Annotated in this window: 16 protein-coding genes; 10 read left to right on the top strand and 6 right to left on the bottom strand. The window is 70.2% G+C overall.

What is annotated here, in order from left to right; all coding sequences use genetic code 11:
* The first annotated feature begins 12 nt into the window (after nt 1-12).
* The 5 genes from rplI to dnaB all read left to right on the top strand — a co-directional run bounded on the left by rplI (nt 13) and on the right by dnaB (nt 5292).
* On the top strand, nt 13-456 hold the full coding sequence (gene rplI / locus AC6JA9_RS29835) for a 50S ribosomal protein L9 (RefSeq protein ID WP_046715138.1): 444 nt from the start codon (nt 13-15) through the stop codon (nt 454-456).
* 177 nt (nt 457-633) lie between these two features.
* Nucleotides 634-1806: an acyltransferase family protein gene (locus AC6JA9_RS29840; RefSeq protein ID WP_497958207.1), complete on the top strand. Its 1173-nt coding sequence runs from the start codon at nt 634-636 to the stop codon at nt 1804-1806.
* 10 nt (nt 1807-1816) lie between these two features.
* Nucleotides 1817-2935 (top strand): sensor histidine kinase, encoded by a 1119-nt coding sequence (locus AC6JA9_RS29845; RefSeq protein ID WP_223745555.1) that lies wholly within the window; start codon nt 1817-1819, stop codon nt 2933-2935.
* Between the two features lie 115 nt (nt 2936-3050).
* Nucleotides 3051-3821 carry a LytR/AlgR family response regulator transcription factor gene (locus AC6JA9_RS29850; protein WP_223745554.1) on the top strand — a complete coding sequence of 257 codons (771 nt, stop codon included), beginning with the start codon at nt 3051-3053 and terminating at the stop codon, nt 3819-3821.
* A gap of 100 nt (nt 3822-3921) precedes the next feature.
* The gene (gene dnaB / locus AC6JA9_RS29855; RefSeq protein ID WP_046715141.1) at nt 3922-5292 is read left to right on the top strand and encodes a replicative DNA helicase; all 1371 of its coding nucleotides are present in this window, start codon (nt 3922-3924) and stop codon (nt 5290-5292) included.
* Between the two features lie 536 nt (nt 5293-5828).
* Here dnaB and thiD read toward each other — a convergent pair.
* Genes thiD through thiE form a run of 3 tightly spaced genes read right to left on the bottom strand, consistent with a single transcriptional unit; the run spans nt 5829 to nt 8008 of the window.
* Complete coding sequence (thiD, locus tag AC6JA9_RS29860; RefSeq protein WP_141325147.1) at nt 5829-6569, bottom strand: bifunctional hydroxymethylpyrimidine kinase/phosphomethylpyrimidine kinase; 741 nt, start codon at nt 6567-6569, stop codon at nt 5829-5831.
* Entirely contained in the window at nt 6566-7330 is a 765-nt protein-coding gene (locus AC6JA9_RS29865) for a gamma-glutamyl-gamma-aminobutyrate hydrolase family protein (protein WP_223745552.1), read from the bottom strand. The genes thiD and AC6JA9_RS29865 overlap by 4 nt, the downstream gene beginning before the upstream one ends.
* Nucleotides 7331-7351: 21 nt before the next feature.
* Nucleotides 7352-8008: a thiamine phosphate synthase gene (thiE, locus tag AC6JA9_RS29870; RefSeq protein ID WP_248545935.1), complete on the bottom strand. Its 657-nt coding sequence runs from the start codon at nt 8006-8008 to the stop codon at nt 7352-7354.
* A gap of 93 nt (nt 8009-8101) precedes the next feature.
* Here thiE and AC6JA9_RS29875 point away from each other — a divergent pair, with 93 nt between their 5' ends.
* The 3 genes from AC6JA9_RS29875 to AC6JA9_RS29885 are packed head-to-tail and all read left to right on the top strand — an operon-like array spanning nt 8102 to nt 9374.
* Complete coding sequence (locus AC6JA9_RS29875; RefSeq protein WP_141325145.1) at nt 8102-8416, top strand: RNA polymerase subunit sigma; 315 nt, start codon at nt 8102-8104, stop codon at nt 8414-8416.
* A complete protein-coding gene (locus AC6JA9_RS29880) occupies nt 8413-8727 on the top strand; it encodes a DUF1844 domain-containing protein (protein ID WP_223745550.1) in 315 nt (104 codons plus the stop codon). The genes AC6JA9_RS29875 and AC6JA9_RS29880 overlap by 4 nt, the downstream gene beginning before the upstream one ends.
* Nucleotides 8724-9374: a hypothetical protein gene (locus AC6JA9_RS29885; RefSeq protein WP_223745549.1), complete on the top strand. Its 651-nt coding sequence runs from the start codon at nt 8724-8726 to the stop codon at nt 9372-9374. Before AC6JA9_RS29880 ends, AC6JA9_RS29885 begins: the two co-directional genes overlap by 4 nt.
* Nucleotides 9375-9384: 10 nt before the next feature.
* On the opposite strand, the gene AC6JA9_RS29890 is transcribed toward AC6JA9_RS29885, so the two are convergent.
* Entirely contained in the window at nt 9385-9906 is a 522-nt protein-coding gene (locus AC6JA9_RS29890) for a hypothetical protein (RefSeq protein ID WP_141325143.1), read from the bottom strand.
* Nucleotides 9907-10144: 238 nt separating this feature from the next.
* On the opposite strand from AC6JA9_RS29890, the gene clpB reads away from it, so the two are divergent.
* Entirely contained in the window at nt 10145-12769 is a 2625-nt protein-coding gene (gene clpB / locus AC6JA9_RS29895; RefSeq protein WP_223745548.1) for an ATP-dependent chaperone ClpB, read from the top strand.
* A gap of 76 nt (nt 12770-12845) precedes the next feature.
* On the opposite strand, the gene AC6JA9_RS29900 is transcribed toward clpB, so the two are convergent.
* Complete coding sequence (locus tag AC6JA9_RS29900; protein ID WP_497958208.1) at nt 12846-14255, bottom strand: eCIS core domain-containing protein; 1410 nt, start codon at nt 14253-14255, stop codon at nt 12846-12848.
* A 142-nt stretch (nt 14256-14397) separates the two neighbouring features.
* The gene (locus AC6JA9_RS29905; protein WP_497958209.1) at nt 14398-14988 is read right to left on the bottom strand and encodes a BAR domain-containing protein; all 591 of its coding nucleotides are present in this window, start codon (nt 14986-14988) and stop codon (nt 14398-14400) included.
* 160 nt (nt 14989-15148) lie between these two features.
* Between AC6JA9_RS29905 and AC6JA9_RS29910 the strand changes: the two genes are divergently transcribed.
* Nucleotides 15149-15832 carry a spermidine synthase gene (locus AC6JA9_RS29910; protein WP_223745545.1) on the top strand — a complete coding sequence of 228 codons (684 nt, stop codon included), beginning with the start codon at nt 15149-15151 and terminating at the stop codon, nt 15830-15832.
* The last annotated feature ends 61 nt before the right edge of the window (nt 15833-15893 follow it).

Here is a 15893-nt window from a genome sequence, read left to right on the forward strand (position 1 = left end):
AGGAGACTGAACATGAAGGTCATTCTGCGTGAGGACATCGAGAACCTCGGCAAGTCCGGGGAGCTCGTCACCGTGAAGGACGGCTTCGGCCGCAACTACCTCCTGCCGCGCAAGAAGGCGGTTCTGGCCAGCGAGCAGAACCTCCGTCAGCTCGAGCACGAGAAGGCGGTCATCACCGCCCGCAACGCCAAGCTGAAGGGCGCCGCGGAGGAGCAGGCGAAGAAGGTCGGCTCCATCAAGGTCACCATCAAGCGCAAGGTGGGCGAGCAGGACAAGCTGTTCGGCTCCGTCACGGCGCTGGACATCGCGGAGGCCGTCGCGGCCCAGGGCCAGACGGTGGACCGCCGCGCCATCCACCTGCCCGAGCCCATCAAGACGCTCGGCAACTACGAGGTGGAGCTGCGCCTGCACCGCGAGGTGACGGCGAAGATCAAGGTCGAGGTCGCCGCCGAGTAACGGCGCGTCGCCTTCACCCTCGTCGCATCGAAGAGGCCGTCCGGGGCAACCCGGGCGGCCTTTTCATTTCCGGCCCCCTGCCCTGTCCGGCTGGCGCCGTCGCCGGTCCGTCCCACGACAGACGCGTGGAGGGGCCAGCGCGGGGTGCGTATCCCGGTGGGGACAGGAGGCTCGCCCATGAGCACGCCCGCACCGACGACGTCTTCCGAAGCCCATCACCCGGACCTGGACTGGCTGCGCGTCGTGGCCATCCTCGTGCTGCACCTGTTCCACACGGGGATGATGTTCAACAGGTGGGACTGGCACGTGAAGTCGCCCGTCGCGCTGCCGGTGTTGGAGCCGACGATGGAGGTGCTCCACCTGGTGCGCATGCCGCTGTTGATGGTCATCTCGGGCATCGGCACGGCGCTGGCGCTGCGGCGTCGCTCGACGGGGGCCTTCGCGGCGGACCGGGTGCGTCGGCTGCTGGTGCCGGTGCTCTTCGGGATGCTCGTCATCGTCCCGCCGCAGATCTACGTGGAGCGCGTGCTCCAGGGGCATTTCCAGGGGAGCTACGCGGACTTCTACCCCTCCGTGTTCCAGTTCGTGCCCTACCCTCGAGGCGGCAGCCTGAGCTGGCATCACCTGTGGTTCGTCGTCTACCTCTTCGTCTACTGCATGCTGGCGCTGCCGCTGTTCGCGTGGCTGGGCAGCACGCGCGCCCGCGCGTGGGTGGAGCGGCTGGAGGCGTGGCTGTGCCGGGGCCTGAACGTGCTGTGGCTGGTGGTGCTACTGGCGCTCAACGACGTGCTGCTGCACGGGCATCCGGTGACGCACGGCCTGTTCGATGACCCATTGACCTTCGGCCACTACGGACTGTTGTTCCTGGTGGGCCACCTGATGGGGCGGACGCCGCGCCTGTGGGACGCGCTGGTGGAGCGCAGGTGGGCGCTGCTGGGGCTGTCGGCCGTGCTCTTCGCGGTGATGGTGCCTCCGAACGAGTACCCGCGCGTTCCGGAGACGCTGGGCCGGGTGGCCTCGCAGTGGCTGTTCATCCTCACGGCGCTGGGCTGGGCGCGGCGCTCCATCACCACCTCGCGCCCGTGGCTGCGGCACGCGCAGGAACTCTCCTACCCGTTCTACATCGTCCACCAGACGGTCATCATCGTGGTGGGCTTCGCGCTCTTGAGGTTGCCGGTGGGGCCGTGGGCGTTGTTCGGCTGCGTCCTCGTGGTGTCCTTCCTGCTCTCCTGGGGCTTGAGCGAGGGAGTCGCTCGCCTGCCCTGGCTGAGGCCGCTCTTCGGGCTGAAGGCCCGTGCGTCACTCCGGGTGCACGCACCGGGTGCGGCGGCTCCGGGGCATACTGCGTGACGAGGACCTCATGGACGCCCCCACCCTCGTGAAGCCCGCCTGGCGCTGGCCACACCTCCGTGTCCGTCCGGTGCTCGTGACGCTGGGCCTCAGCCTGCTCATCGGCCTGTCGTATGGCACCGCGGTGCGGCTGGACCAGCTGGCCAACGGGCTCACCTCCCTGCCCGCGTCACGGGCCTACTTGTGGGAGATCACCGGAGCGCTCTCCGGGTGGCTCGCGGCGCCCGTCATCCTGTTCGCGGCGCTCAATGCGCCGTCGCCCCGCGCATCGGGCTGGGTCCGCTTCGTGGGGCTGCACACGGTGTGCTTCGCGCTCTACACGACGGCGCACATCCTCTTCATGATGGGCTCGCGCCATCCGCTCTACGTGTTGCTCGGCTGGGGGCGGTACGACTACGGACCGCTGGGCTTCCGGCTGCCGATGGAGATGGTGAAGGACGTGCTCGTCTACGGACTGACGGCGGCCTTCGTCATCCTGCTGGCCTCGTGGCGTGAGCGACAGGCTCGGGCCCTGCGCGCGGCGGAGCTGGAAGGCGAGCTGCGTTCCGCCCAGCTCCAGTCCCTCACCGGCCAGCTCCATCCGCACTTCCTCTTCAACTCGCTGCACACCATCAGCTCCGTCATGTACGAGGACTTGGCGCGCACGGACCGGCTGCTGAGTGATTTGGGGCAGCTGCTGCGCGCGAGCCTGGAGCGGGCCGAGCCCACGTGGACGCTGGCGGAGGAGCGGGCCCATGCGCAGCGCTTCATCGCGCTGCTGTCCGCGCGCTTCGGGGACCGCTTGAGGGTGAGCTGGAGCGTGGCGCCGGCCCTCGATTCGGCGCGGGTGCCCTGCTTCGCCCTGCAGACGCTGGTGGAGAACGCGGTGAAGCACAACCAGGACCGCCGCGAGCCGCTGGAGGTGCGAATCCGCGCTCGCGAGAGCGGTGGTGACTTGCGCCTGGAGGTGGAGGACACCGGGCGAGGCTTCGGCGAGAGCTCACCGGCCTCGGGGCCGGGCGTGGGGCTCTCCCACCTGGAGCAGGCGCTGGCGCTGCTGCACGGTGGACGGGCCCGACTGGAGCGGGGACGCGGGCCCGAGGGCGGCGCGAGCGTGGCGCTCACGCTGCCCCGGAGCGGCATGCCATGAGGACCCGCATGGGTGGTCGACGAGGCGCAGGTTCCCGCGAGGCGAGGGAGTCGTCTCGCGGCGTGCCGACGGATGCCGCGAGCCGCGCCCGGACGAAGGGACGGAGCCTCACGCCATGACGACCTTCCGACTGCTCGTGGTGGATGACGAGGCGCCCGCCCGCGCGAAGGTGAAGCGCCTGCTCGAGCACGAGACGCGCTTCACGCTGGTGGGCGAGGCGGAGGATGGAACGCAGGCGCTGGAGCGCATCGAGGCGCTCCGGCCGGACCTCGTCGTGCTCGACGTGCAGATGCCGGGGCTGACGGGCTTCGAGGTGCTCGATGCACTCGGCGCCGAGCCGGGCCCCGCCGTCATCTTCTCCACGGCCTATGACCACTTCGCGCTCCGGGCCTTCGAGGCCCACGCGGTGGACTACCTGCTCAAGCCCTACGACGGCGAGCGCTTCACCCGCGCCCTGGACAAGGCCCACGCCCAGCTCCTCGGCGGTGGGGGCGAAGCCGAGCGACTCCAGGCGCTGCTGCGAGAGGTGGCCACCGCGGCCCCCCGACGCGCGCTGGAGCGGCTGGTGGTGAAGTCCGGCGAGGCCTGGGTGCCGCTGCGCCTGGAGGAGGTGTGGCGCCTGTCCTCCGAGGACAAGTACGTGCGCGTCCACACGGCCGGCGGCGAGCACCTGGTCCGCCAGAGCCTCCGCGCCCTGGAGGAGCGCCTGGACCCGGAGCGCTTCGTGCGCATCCACCGGGGCGACATCATCAACCTGGAGGCCGTGGCCCGGCTGGAGCCCTGGACGCACGGCGACGGCATCCTCGTGCTGAAGAACGGCACGACGGTGGTCCTCAGCCGCACGTGGCGTGAAGCCTTCCTGCGGCGCTGGGGCTTGGAGGGGTGACCTGGTGGGGTGGAGGACGCCTTGTGCCCACCCGTTGCTACAGGTCTGTGGCGGAAAAATAGGGGGATGTCAGAGCCGCCTGTAGAGTGGGCGGGCAGCCATGGAGAACTCCCTCGACGTCAGAGATGGGCGAAAGGTCCACGAGGACCTCGCCGCCGAGCGCGCGGTCCTAGGGTCCGTGCTCGCCGACAACTCACTCATCGCCGCGGTGGGCGAAGTCGTCCACGCGGACGACTTCTCCAGCCCGGCGCACGCCCAGATCTTCGCGGCGATGATCCGCCTGGACGGCCAGAGCAAGCAGGTCGACCACCTGACGCTGGCGGAGGAGCTGAAGGTCCTCGGGCAGCTCGTCGCCGTGGGGGGGCCCGCGTACCTGATGCGGCTGGACCAGGTCGTCCCCCTGGCCTCCAACGCCGTCCAGTACGCGAACATCGTCAAGGACCAGGCGCTGCGGCGCCGGCTCGCGAACGTGGGCCGGGAGATTCAAGAGCTCGCCAGCCAGGAGACGGGCGAGCTGGAGGTGCTGCTCGACGAGGCCGAGCGCAAGGTGTTCCTCCTCGCGGAGAAGAAGCGCGAAGGAGATCTGCGTCCGGTCAGCGAGCTGATGGAGCAGACGCTCGACCTGCTCGACAAGATGAAGTCGGCGGCGACGGGCATCACCGGCCTGTCGACCGGCTACATCGACCTGGACAACCAGCTCACGGGCCTGCACGCCGGCGAGCTCATCATCCTCGCGGCCCGTCCGGGTGTCGGCAAGACGTCGTTCGCCATGAACATGGCGGTGCACGCGGCGCTCAAGGACAACAAGGCGGTCGGCATCTTCAGCCTGGAAATGCCCGCCGACCAGTTGCTCATGCGTCTGCTCGCGTCCACCGCGCGGGTGGACATGAAGAAGCTGCGTGGCGGCCGGCTCTCTCCGCATGACGAGGAGAAGTTCCAGGAGATGGCGGGCGCGCTCTACAACGCGCCCATCTACATCGACGACTCCGGCGGTCTGTCGCCGTTCGACTTGCGCGCGAAGGCGCGGCGCGTGAAGCAGAAGGACCCGCGCCTGTCGCTCCTCATCATCGACTACCTCCAGCTCATGCATCAGAAGGGCAAGGTGGAGAGCCGTCAGTTGGAGGTCGCCGAAATCTCCCGTGCCCTCAAGCAGCTGGCCAAGGAGCTGGAGGTGCCCATCATCGCCCTCAGTCAGCTCAGCCGTAAGGTCGAGGAGCGCAAGGGCGGCAAGCCCATGCTGTCGGACCTGCGTGAGTCCGGCTCCATCGAGCAGGACGCCGACGTGGTGATGTTCATCCACCGTGAAGAGGTGGAGGAAGGCGGCGAGGCTCCGCCCCCGTCCACGGGTGCCACCACCGTCATCCCCGTCGAGCTCATCATCGCCAAGCAGCGCAACGGCCCCATCGGCGAAATCCCGCTGGTGTTCCTCGCCGAGTACACCCGCTTCGAGAGCCGCAGCCGCGGCGAGTAGGTCCCCGCCCGGACCTCGGGCGGAGCCGCACTCACGACGGCTCATGGCGCCGCGGGGCTCGGCGCCGCTGCGCGAGTCGCGCAGCCAGTGAGTGCGTGATGACGCCCTGGGCCGCGCACCACAGCCAGCGCGGCCCCGAAGAGCGAACCTACGCGCAGTCTGGCTTCATCTCGACGCCGCCGCACGCGCCTCGACGCCGGCAGGGCGCTGCCGCAGCCAGCGCGGCCCCGAGGCGTGCGCCTGCTCGCGGTCCGGCTTCATCTCGACGCCGTCGCACGCGCCTCGACGTCGGCAGTGCGCTGCCGCAGCCAGCGCGGCCCCGAGGAATGCACTTGCTCGCGGCCCGACTTCACCTCGACGCTGCCAGTGCTCTGCCGCAACCAGCGCGACCTGTGGAGCCCTACTCGCGGCCCGACCTCACCTCGACGCCGCCAGTGCTCCGCCGCAACCAGCGCGACCTGTGGAGCCCTACTCGCGGCCCGACCTCACCTCGACGCCGCCAGTGCTCCGCCGCAACCAGCGCGACCCGTGGAGCCCTACTCGCGGCCTGTCTTCAGGTAGCGGATCACCAGCTTGCGCGCGGTGCGCGTGGCCGCCTCGAGCGACTGGCCCCGCCCCAGCTCCGTGGCCAGCGCCGACGCCAGCCGGCACCCCGTCCCGCGCTTCTCCGGGGAGCGCGCGAGCCGCTGACCCTTCACCTCGAGCACGCCATCAGGCGTGGCCAGCACGTCCGCCAGCGCCCCCGTGTCGGGCAGATGCCCGCCCTTCACCAGCACTCCGCCGAAACCATGCGAGAGCAGCTCCGTCGCCGCCGCGCGCGCACCCGCCACGTCCTCTGGCACGGGCCGCCCCAGAAGCCACCCCGCCTCATCGAGGTTCGGCGTGAGCACCACCCGCGGCCCCGCGAGCGCCAGGTAGCGCCGCGCGGACAGGCGCGACAGTCGCTGCCCCCGTGACGTGAAGACCACCGGGTCCACCACCCACCACGCCTTCGCGCTCTTCAGTGCGCGGCTCGCGGCCTCCAGCTGCGGCAGCCCCGGCACCATCCCCCACTTCACCGCGTGCACCTCCCCCAGCTCGCGCGCGGCGGTGAGCTGCGCGGTCACCACGCGCGGAGGAGACGCCGTCCAGGAGAACGTCCGCCGACCCTGCGCCGTCTGCGCCAGCGGCACCGCGACGGGCTGCCCACCCAGCGCGCGCACCGCGGCCACGTCCGCCAGCAGCCCCGCCCGCCCCGTCGGCTCCAGCCCCGCGAGCAGCACCACCCTCGGGCTCATCGCCGATGCTCACGCGCCTTCTGCACGAAGGTCTTGTACAGCCCCACGTGCACGGGAATCGTCGTGGACATGTACTCGGGGTGCCACTGCACGCCCACGGCGAACGCGTGGGTGGTGGACTCGATGGCCTCCACCACGCCGTCCGGCGCCATCGCGCAGATGCTCACGTCCTTGCCCGCCGTGCGCACCGCCTGATGGTGCGTGGAGTTCACCATCAGCTGGCCATGGCCCACGGCCTCCGCCAACAGCGAGCCGCTGCGCACGTCCACCGGGTGCTGCGGCTGGGTGCGGTCGTGCTTCTGCTCATGCTCGCGCGCGCCCTGCACCTCGCGGCCGATGTCCTGGAACAACGTGCCGCCCAGCACCACGTTGAGCAGCTGCATGCCGCCGCAGATGCCCAGCACGGGCATGTTCCGCTTGAGCGCCCCACGCATCAGCGCGGCCTCGAACGCGGTGCGCCCCTCCTTGAGCGCGCCCAGTCCCTCGCGCGCCGTCTCGCCGTACGCCTCGGGCGGGATGTCGAACGCGCCGCCGGTGACGAGCAGCCCCGACACCCGGTCCAGATACGCCTCCACGCACGTGGGGTCGTCCGCGTACGGCAACACGAAGGGAAGCCCTCCGGCGCGCAGCACCGCCTCCGCGTAGGGCACCTTCAGCTCGTATCTCGCGAAGGGCTGGTCCTCGGGCTGGCTCCAGTCCGGGGTGATGCCGATGTTGGGCCGCCGGGGCGGCTGACCATGGTGTCGCGGATGATTGTTCATGGGGGAGTCCGTCGGACGAACCTACCCCCCCACACGGCCTCGTTCAAACGCGCCCGCGAGCAGCCGCACCCGCTCGGCGATGTCCTGGGCGAGCAGCGCGTCCGACACCACCGCCGCGCCATGCGCGCCCGTCGCCGCCACGCTCGCCACGTTGGCGAGCCCCACGCCGCCAATCCCCACCACCGGCAACGCGCTGCCCTTCACCACGCGCGAAAGCCCCTCCAACCCCAGCACCGGCGCCGGCACCGCCTTCGTCGTCGTGCCGAAGACCGGCCCCACGCCCACGTAGTCCGCGCCCGCCTCCAGCGCCTCCCGCGCGCCGCGCTCATCTCGCACCGTGACGCCCACCAGCCGGCCGGGCCCCAACAGCGCCCGCGCATCCCGGGCGGGCAGGTCCTCGTCCCCCACGTGCACCCCGTGCGCGTCCGACAACAGCGCCAGGTCCACCCGGTCATTGAGCAGGCACACCGCGCCCGCGCTCCGGCACAGCGCCACCACCGTCCGCGCCACCTCCAGCGCCTCGCGGACGGGCGTGCGCTTCATCCGCAGCTGCACCACCCGCGCGCCGCCCGCCAGCAGGCGCTCCGCCTTGGCCACCAGCGGAATGCCCGGCAACACGGTGTCGTCGCACAACAGATAGAGGCCGGGGGGAAGCAGCGGACGGGGCGGGACGTTCATCGGCACTGGGAAGACGGGACGGCGGCGTTGACAGGCGGCCCCTCTGCTATAAGGTGGCGCGCTGTTTTCCAAGCAATTCTGAGGATTTGAAACATGGCGGACACGGTGGACCCCAAGCACCTCGATAAGCGCACCGCGGAGCGGTACCTGCGCTCGGGCCAGTTGGACGAGAAGGCGCACAAGCGCTACCTCGAGAGCCTGCCTGATGTGGCGGACAAGTCCGTCCCGGTGGAGACCTTCATGCTCGACGACGTGGAGGACGACTACGACGACGAGGACGAGACGGACGACGTGGACGAGTCCGATGAGGCCGACGAGGCGGACGACGAGGCCCCCGTCACCAACAACGACGAGGCCGACCTGGCCGCCGTCGCCTCCTCCTCCGAAGACGAGCCGAACAATCCATGAGCCCCGCGGACGAGAAGCGCGGCGAGACCTTCGTCATGCGGGGGGAAGCGCGCTCCGCGTCCGAGGAGCCCATCGGCTTCACCACGTTCATCATGGGGCTGGGCACCGCGGTGCTCATCTACCTGGGTGATGCGCCGAACCCCGAAACGGGCCAGACGACGAAGGACCTGCCGCTGGCCCGGCAGAACCTGGACCTGTTGTCGATGCTGCGGCTGAAGACGCGGGGCAACCTGACGGCCGAAGAGGAGAAGCTCTTCGACGGGTTGCTCGCCGACTTGCGACTGCGCTTCGTGGAGGCAAGCAAGCGGTGACGGTGTCTGCTCCCCGCTCGGGCTCGCTGCCCGGGCACATCCGCTTCGCGGCGCTGGTGGCCTGCATCCTCGCCGCGTTGACGGGCTGGGCATCCCTGAACGAGGCCACGGAGCTGGCGCACTTCTACGAGGTGCGCTCCCAGCACCTGGAGAAGGGCCCGCCGCTCCTCCTCGGCAATGACCCGGCCGTGCTCCAGCACCTGCTGGAGACGCAGTACCAGGCGCTCGAGCCCATGCGTGAGCCGCGTGCCGCGCTGATGGGCGTGCTCGCCGTGGCGTGTGCCTTCGTCTTCGTGTCCGCCCTGCGCATGCTCCGCCCCGGCGACCTGCCCCGGGGCGCCATGGGCCGGATGCTCGGCCGCGCCGCCGTCACGGTGGCGGTGCTGCGCACCATCGACGGCGCCCAGTGGGCCGTGGTGGCCCGACGCGTGGGCGTCACCCTGGCCCAGACGCTCGCCCAGCGCCCCGAGTATCAGGACCCCTCCGCCGCCGAGGCCGTCACCACCGTGGCTCCCTGGCTCGCCCTGGGCATGACGGTGGCGGGCACCACGCTCATCGCGGGGACCTTCGCCGTGATTGGCCAGTTCTTCCGCAGCGAGTCCGTGCGCCAGGCGCTCGTCACCCAGGACGGCGCCGTCGACGGCTAGCCGTGCTTCCTCAGTGGGCGTGGGGCGCCACGGAGCCCGGCAGCAGGGACTCCAGCACCGCCTCCACGTCCGCGGTGGAGTCCTCCAGCCCCAGCACCTGCCCCGTCACGGGCAGCTTCAGGAGCGCCTGCCGCGACAGCCCGAAGACGTGCGCCAGGTGCCCCATGGGCCAGCGTGACTGCATGTGCAGGAAGGCGGCCTCGTCCAAATCCTCCGGACGGCCCTCCGGCAGGTCCACGTTGTCGTAGACCACCCGCTCGCCGCCCACGCGCCGACCGTTGCCGTAGGCGATGACCTCCTCGCCCTCGTCCGGGTCGTACACGTACGCGTGCACGGTGGTGTTGGCCGCGCGGGACAGCAGCCGGGGCAGCGCATGGTGCGCCGCGTACCAGTGGGCGCCGGGCCGGCCCTGGGTGAAGGGCGCCACGTAGGCCAGCCGGACCACCTTGCGGCGACGGTTGACCGACACCTGCAGCCCGGTGGCGCCCGACGCGCCGTCCAGCTGCAGCGCCTCACGGGCCTGCCGGAGCAACTCCAGCCCGCCGAAGCTTTCGAGTCGAATGAGATAGCCGCCGTGCGCTTCCAGGTTCAGCCCCCCGCGGGTGCGCGCCGCCTATAACCGAGCCACGTCCCTCGTGGCAACCCAGGCACCTCGAAAAGCCAGCCGCTACCAGGAGTCCAAAGTATTCCGCTTCCGGCGCAGCCCCGAGCACGACTCGTGACGCACCGCACCAACTTGCCAAGGCCTCCGCGACTCTTACGTTGAGTGTATGCGACTCGATAAGTTCACGGTGAAGGCCCAGGAAGCCATCCAAGAGGGCCAGACGCTGGCCCGCCGCGCCGACAATCCCCAGTACGAGCCGGAGCACCTGGCCGCCGCGCTGTTGGGTCAGAAGGACGGCCTCGTCGACCCGCTGCTTCGCAAGATTGGCGCGGACGTGAAGCTGTTCGCGTCCCGTCTGGGCGAGGCGCTCGGCAAGCTGCCGCGGATGCAGGGCGGTGAGAGCGCGATGCTCGGCCAGCGCCTGCTGAAGACCTTCGACAAGGCCGACGACGAGGCCAAGGCGCTCAAGGACGAGTTCATCTCCTCCGAGCACCTGCTGCTGGCGCTCACGCAGGACAAGGGCACCGTCGGCGAAATCATGAAGGCCTCGGGCGTCACGCGCGAGCGCGTGCTGTCGAGCCTCAAGGAGGTCCGGGGCTCCGGCCGCGTGACGAGCCAGGACGCGGAGTCCACGTATCAGGCGCTGGAGAAGTACGGGCGCGACCTGACGGAGGCGGCGCGCGCGGGCAAGTTGGATCCGGTCATCGGCCGCGACGAGGAGATCCGCCGCTGTGTCCAGGTGCTCAGCCGGCGCAGCAAGAACAACCCGGTGCTCATCGGCGAGCCGGGCGTGGGCAAGACGGCCATCGCGGAGGGCCTGGCGCGGCGCATCGTCGACGGCGACGTGCCGGAGGGCCTGAAGAACAAGCAGCTCATCACGCTGGACCTGGGCGCCATGGTGGCGGGCGCCAAGTACCGCGGTGAGTTCGAGGAGCGGCTCAAGGCGGTGCTCAAGGAGGTCTCCGACTCCGCGGGCCAGGTCATCCTCTTCATCGACGAAATCCACACGATTGTCGGCGCGGGCAAGGCCGAGGGCGCGATGGACGCGGGCAACATGCTCAAGCCGGCGCTGTCGCGCGGCGAGCTGCACTGCATCGGCGCGACGACGCTGGACGAGTACCGCAAGCACATCGAGAAGGACGCCGCGCTGGAGCGCCGCTTCCAGCCCGTGTACGTGGGCGAGCCCAGCGTGCACGACACCATCAGCATCCTGCGTGGCCTCAAGGAGCGCTACGAGGTGCACCACGGCGTGCGCATCCAGGACAGCGCGCTGGTGGCCGCCGCCACGCTCAGCCACCGCTACATCGCGGACCGCTTCCTGCCGGACAAGGCCATCGACCTGGTCGACGAGGCCGGCAGCCGCCTGCGCATCGAAATCGACTCCATGCCCACCGAGCTGGACGACATGCGCCGGAAGATGACGCAGCTCCAGATCGAGAAGGAGGGCCTGCGCAAGGAGACGGACCTGCACTCGCAGGAGCGTCTGGCCACCATCGAGCGGGAGCTGGCCAACCTGCGCGAGCGCTTCGACGGGCTCAAGGCGCACTGGGACGCGGAGAAGGGCGCCATCGCCGGCATCCGGACGCTGAAGGAGAAGCTGGAGAAGGTGAAGAACGACCAGCTCGCGGCCGAGCGCCAGGGTGATTTGAACCGCGCCGCGGAGCTGAAGTTCGGCGTGCTGCCGTCCCTGGAGAAGGAGCTCCAGACGCAGAACACCAAGCTCATGGAGCTGCAGAAGAACCACAAGTTCCTCAAGGAGGAGGTGGACTCGGAGGACATCGCGTCCGTGGTGGCCAAGTGGACGGGCATCCCCGTCTCCCGGCTGATGGAGGGCGAGGTCCAGAAGCTGGTCCACATGGAGGAGCGGCTGGCGAACCGGGTGATTGGCCAGAGGAGCCCGATCGAGGCCGTGTCCAACGCCGTGCGCCGGGCGCGCAGCGGGTTGCAGGACCCCAACCGGCCCATCGGCTCGTTCATCTTCCTGGGCCCCACGGGCGTGGGCAAGACGGAGACGGCCAAGGCGCTGGCGGAGTTCCTCTTCGACGATGACTCGGCCATGGTCCGCATCGACATGTCCGAGTACATGGAGAAGCACGCGGTGGCGCGGCTCGTCGGCGCGCCCCCGGGCTACGTCGGTTACGAGGAGGGCGGACAGCTCACGGAGGCGGTGCGCCGCCGGCCGTACACCGTGGTGCTCTTCGACGAGATCGAGAAGGCGCACCCGGATGTCTTCAACATCCTGCTCCAGATTCTCGACGAGGGCCGGCTGACGGACAGCCAGGGCCGCACGGTGGACTTCAAGAACGCGGTGCTCATCATGACGTCCAACCTGGGCTCCGCGGACATCCAGGCGGGCATGGCGGGCAAGGACGAGCTGGACGAGAAGACGCGCGACGAGGTGCTGGACGCGCTGCGCGCGCACTTCCGTCCGGAGTTCCTCAACCGCGTGGACGAAATCGTCATCTTCGAGCCGCTGCGCAAGAAGGACATCTACCGCATCGTCGACCTGCAGCTGGCGAAGCTGGGCAAGCTGCTGGCGGACAAGCGCCTCACGCTGGAGCTGACGGACGCGGCCCGGGAGCTGCTCGCGGAGCGCGGGTACGACCCGACGTACGGCGCCCGTCCGCTCAAGCGCGCCGTGCAGAAGAACCTGCTGGACCCGCTCGCCATCAAGGTCCTCAACGGCGACTTCGCGCCGGGCGACACCATCCAGGCCGACGCGGGCCCCAACGGGCTCACCTTCGCCAAGGTGCTGGTGGACGCGTCGAAGAACGTGAAGCGCACGGCGTAGACACGGCCGCGGAAGCACTCGGAGCCCCCTGCCCCGTCCTTCGTGGATGGGCGGGGGGCTTCTTCATGGATGGGGCTCAATCGGAGTCGGAGGTCTCCGTCATCTCGGAGTCCTCCGACTCCTCGGCCTCGGACTCGTCGCCGACGCCCCAGTGCGCCTCCATGGCGGCCACCATCGCGTCGACGTTCGCGTAGAGCCTTCCGAAGGCCACCGGATAGGCCAACCGGACGGAGCGGGCGTGCTGCTCGAAGAGCATGGCGCGCAGCTCGTCCAGGTTCTCGTTCGTCTGGTCGGGGTCGAGCCCCAGGGCGGCGTACTCGCCCTCGTCGTTCTCTCCGTCCTCGTTCGTATGCAGGTTCTGGACGGTATCGAAGTCGAAGAGGCTGAACAGCGCGTCCCGGAGTTCGTCGTTGGTGACGCCACCACCATCGGCCGCGTTACCCGCTCGGGCGACGGCGGCGTCGTTCGCGACATTGCCCGCGCCGCCTCCGAAGTTGGCTTGAGACAGGGGGAGCTTGCTGCGGACGACCAGCCACTGCTGGACATACGCCTGGAGCGAGAATCCCTGGGCCATCGTCCCTGGAGCCGCGTTGTTGGCGGCATCGCGATGGGCGGCCAGCAGGTCGATCTCCTCCCGGAGGGCTTCCTGCCTGTCGTCCGTGAGGCTGTCGACCAGGTCCCAGCCCGGTAGCTGGTGCAGGTGGTTGTCCAGGGTGTTCATGTTGTTGATGGCGGTGGCAGGCGTCCGGCCGAGCAGGGCGCGGTCGAGGGTGTCGAGGTACGTCTGCCACGGCGTGGTGTGGTGGCGCTCCGTGGGCCACAACGAGCCGGCGCGCCCGCCCACGTTTACCTGGTTGATGCGCCCCGCGGCACTCGCGCCAAGCTGCACCGCGACCCGCTGGATGGGGAGGCTCGCCCCGGCCCCGGTGCTCGGAGCCGCCTTGAGCTGCGCGGTCGCGACGTCATGCGTGGACTCCGCCGGGAGCCTCGCGGCCCGCGCGGACATGGCGTCGGCCTCGTGCTCCAGGCCCGCGTCATCGTTGAGCGCGGCGCCCTGCAACTCGGCCGTGGGCCGCACGCGTCCCTGCTTCTGCTGCACGACGTGCCACGCCTCGTGGGCCAGGTGCTTCTCCTGGCCCGGCGCCACGTGGATGTCCGAGCCCTGCGTGTAGGCCAGGGCCTGGAGCTGCGCGGGCGCGGAGGAGTTGTAGTGCACGCGCACGTCGTCCAGCGACATGCCGGACAGGGACTCGACGCCGGACTTCAGCGAGTCCGGAAGGCCCGTGTCGTTGCGCGGCGAGGCACGGCGCTGGAGCGTCTGCGCCTGCTTCGCCTGCGCCACCACCCTCGGGGAGGAGTCCAGCGCCTGCTGGAGCGCGCCCAGCGACTTCGTGCGCGACGAGCCCCCCTCCATGGCGCCACCTCCCGCCGAGGACGCGGAGGTGGACTCGCGCGAGGACTGTGACGGCTCGACGAACACGCCCATTCGATGCCTCCGGGGGAGACTCGGAATGTACCGTGCCCGTCTCCAGTGCCGACAGGATGCGCCGGGTGTCGCGCCATGAGGGCCGCGTCACGCCGGCGCACGTCCTCCACCCGCATGGGACGTCCTGGGTTCCCTCGCGAGCTCAGGACGGGGACGGCGGGGTCTGCGACACATCGGGGCTGTCCGCGCGAATCTTGCGCGAGTTCTCGACGAGCTCGCGCCAGGACGCCTCGTACTCCCCCCGCAGCCTCGCCCACTCGCCGCCCCGGGCCTTCATCAATCGCCGCAGCGACTCACCCGTGCTGGACAACGACGAGCGCAGGAAGCGCAGCTCCTCCTTCGTGAGCAGCGAGTCCTCCGCGCGGGAGCGGGAGATGTCCGCCTCGTACCCGTCGAACTGGGCCCCCAACTGCCGCAGCTCCGCCTCGCGCTTGCGCTCGTAGGCCGCGCGGCGCTGGCCCGCCTGCTCCTCCGCGTCGTCGAGCGACTTGCGGGTGTCGTCGCAGGCGCGCAGCAGCTCCTGCTTGCCCCGCTCGAAGTCCTCGGTGCCGCGCTGGCGCAGCTCCTCCAGCTTGCGATGGAACGCCTCGCGGCGCTGCTTCACGCCCCTCAGCTCCTTTACCTCGTCCTGTGCCTGACGGATGTCGGCCTGTGCCTCGACCTCCGCGATTCGCGCGTCGATGCGCTGCTTCTCGGCGTCCATCTTCTGCAGGTAAGCCTCGCGCTCGTTCATGGCCTGGATGCCTCCTCCGGTGGGACGCCGCGACCTGGCGCCCTCGCGGGGATATGGATGAGGACGGGACAGGGCATTGCACACAGGCAGAGGCACGAGGGCCGGGCGTGCCGCGCGGAGTGCTTGACCCCAGGCCCGCTCCGGGCGATGAGCCGGGCGCATGAAGCCCTGGGAGACACTCGAGAGCGCCAATGTCCCGGACGTGGGGGAGCTCACCCTGGTCCGCCGAGGGGACGAGCTCGTCCTGCGCGTGCGCGGACAGACGCTGATGTCCAGCCGTATGCACGGCTCCGAGGAGGCGCTCGCGAAGGCCGGCTGTGAGGAGCTGGCGAGCCGAGGCACCGGACGGGTGCTCGTCGGTGGACTCGGCTTCGGCTACACCGTGCGCGCCGTGCTGGACGCCGTGGGCCCGGGGGTCCAGGTCACCGTGGCGGAGCTGCTCTCCACCGTCGTCGCCTGGAACCGTGGGCCCCACCTGTCGCCCCTCGCCCGCGCGCCGCTGGAGGACAAGCGCGTCTCCGTGGTCGAGGCCGACGTCAGCCGCGTCATGGCCCGCAACCCGCAGACGTTCGACACCATCCTGCTCGACGTGGACAACGGGCCCACCGCGCTCACCCACCCCGACAACCAGGGCCTCTACGGCTTGCCTGGTCTGTCCAACGCGGCGCGCGCCCTGCGCTCCGGGGGCACGCTCGGCGTCTGGAGCGCGGGCCCCGCCCCTGGCTTCGAGCGGCGCCTGGAGAAGTGCGGCTTCACCGTGGAGGTCCTCCACCCCCACGCCCACGGCACCAAGGGCCCCCGCCACGTGCTCTTCATCGCCCGCCTGGGCAAGGGCCGCCGCTGAGCCCCGGCGTCGAAGGGCTCGACAGAATATGACGACCGGTATATTCATCCGGTCGTGAGCA

This window comes from Myxococcus sp. MH1 (assembly GCF_059738865.1).

Bases quoted from the DNA above. Each gene is read 5' to 3' on its own strand.
- rplI (WP_046715138.1), top strand. From the start codon at position 13: ATGAAGGTCATTCTGCGTGAGGACATCGAGAACCTCGGCAAGTCCGGG.
- AC6JA9_RS29840 (WP_497958207.1), top strand. From the start codon at position 634: ATGAGCACGCCCGCACCGACGACGTCTTCCGAAGCCCATCACCCGGAC.
- AC6JA9_RS29845 (WP_223745555.1), top strand. From the start codon at position 1,817: ATGGACGCCCCCACCCTCGTGAAGCCCGCCTGGCGCTGGCCACACCTC.
- AC6JA9_RS29850 (WP_223745554.1), top strand. From the start codon at position 3,051: ATGACGACCTTCCGACTGCTCGTGGTGGATGACGAGGCGCCCGCCCGC.
- dnaB (WP_046715141.1), top strand. From the start codon at position 3,922: ATGGAGAACTCCCTCGACGTCAGAGATGGGCGAAAGGTCCACGAGGAC.
- thiD (WP_141325147.1), bottom strand. From the start codon at position 6,569: ATGAGCCCGAGGGTGGTGCTGCTCGCGGGGCTGGAGCCGACGGGGCGG.
- AC6JA9_RS29865 (WP_223745552.1), bottom strand. From the start codon at position 7,330: ATGAACAATCATCCGCGACACCATGGTCAGCCGCCCCGGCGGCCCAAC.
- thiE (WP_248545935.1), bottom strand. From the start codon at position 8,008: ATGAACGTCCCGCCCCGTCCGCTGCTTCCCCCCGGCCTCTATCTGTTG.
- AC6JA9_RS29875 (WP_141325145.1), top strand. From the start codon at position 8,102: ATGGCGGACACGGTGGACCCCAAGCACCTCGATAAGCGCACCGCGGAG.
- AC6JA9_RS29880 (WP_223745550.1), top strand. From the start codon at position 8,413: ATGAGCCCCGCGGACGAGAAGCGCGGCGAGACCTTCGTCATGCGGGGG.
- clpB (WP_223745548.1), top strand. From the start codon at position 10,145: ATGCGACTCGATAAGTTCACGGTGAAGGCCCAGGAAGCCATCCAAGAG.
- AC6JA9_RS29900 (WP_497958208.1), bottom strand. From the start codon at position 14,255: ATGGGCGTGTTCGTCGAGCCGTCACAGTCCTCGCGCGAGTCCACCTCC.
- AC6JA9_RS29905 (WP_497958209.1), bottom strand. From the start codon at position 14,988: ATGAACGAGCGCGAGGCTTACCTGCAGAAGATGGACGCCGAGAAGCAG.
- AC6JA9_RS29910 (WP_223745545.1), top strand. From the start codon at position 15,149: ATGAAGCCCTGGGAGACACTCGAGAGCGCCAATGTCCCGGACGTGGGG.